Genomic DNA, 246 nt, shown 5'->3' with positions numbered 1-246 from the left:
ATGCTGATCTTCACCGCGCTGTCGGTCACGCGGGAGATCGAGCGCGGCACCATGGAAAGCCTGCTGTCGATGCCGATCAAGCCGGTCGAGGTGATGTTCGGCAAGATCATCCCATATGTGATGGTCGAGAACGTATAGCCGATCGACAGGTTGGTGGTGATGAACAGGGTGGTCAGCAGCCCCAGCAATGTGAGGCTGCCGAGCACCGGCACGCCGAACAGCAACACGCCGATCCCGATGATCAGC

At 59.8% G+C, this 246-nt stretch carries 1 pseudogene; it reads left to right on the top strand.

Features of this window, described 5'->3' with window-relative positions:
* A pseudogene (locus FNJ47_RS54275) lies at positions 1 to 126 on the top strand (ABC transporter permease subunit); the annotation flags it as partial.
* Between the last annotated feature and the right edge of the window lie 120 nt (positions 127 to 246).

Origin of the sequence: Bradyrhizobium uaiense (genome assembly GCF_010811875.1) — a bacterium.
Lineage (GTDB): Bacteria > Pseudomonadota > Alphaproteobacteria > Rhizobiales > Xanthobacteraceae > Bradyrhizobium > Bradyrhizobium uaiense.
Note: the sequence above shows the minus strand (reverse complement) of the source record. Positions and strands in the feature narration are given on the sequence as shown.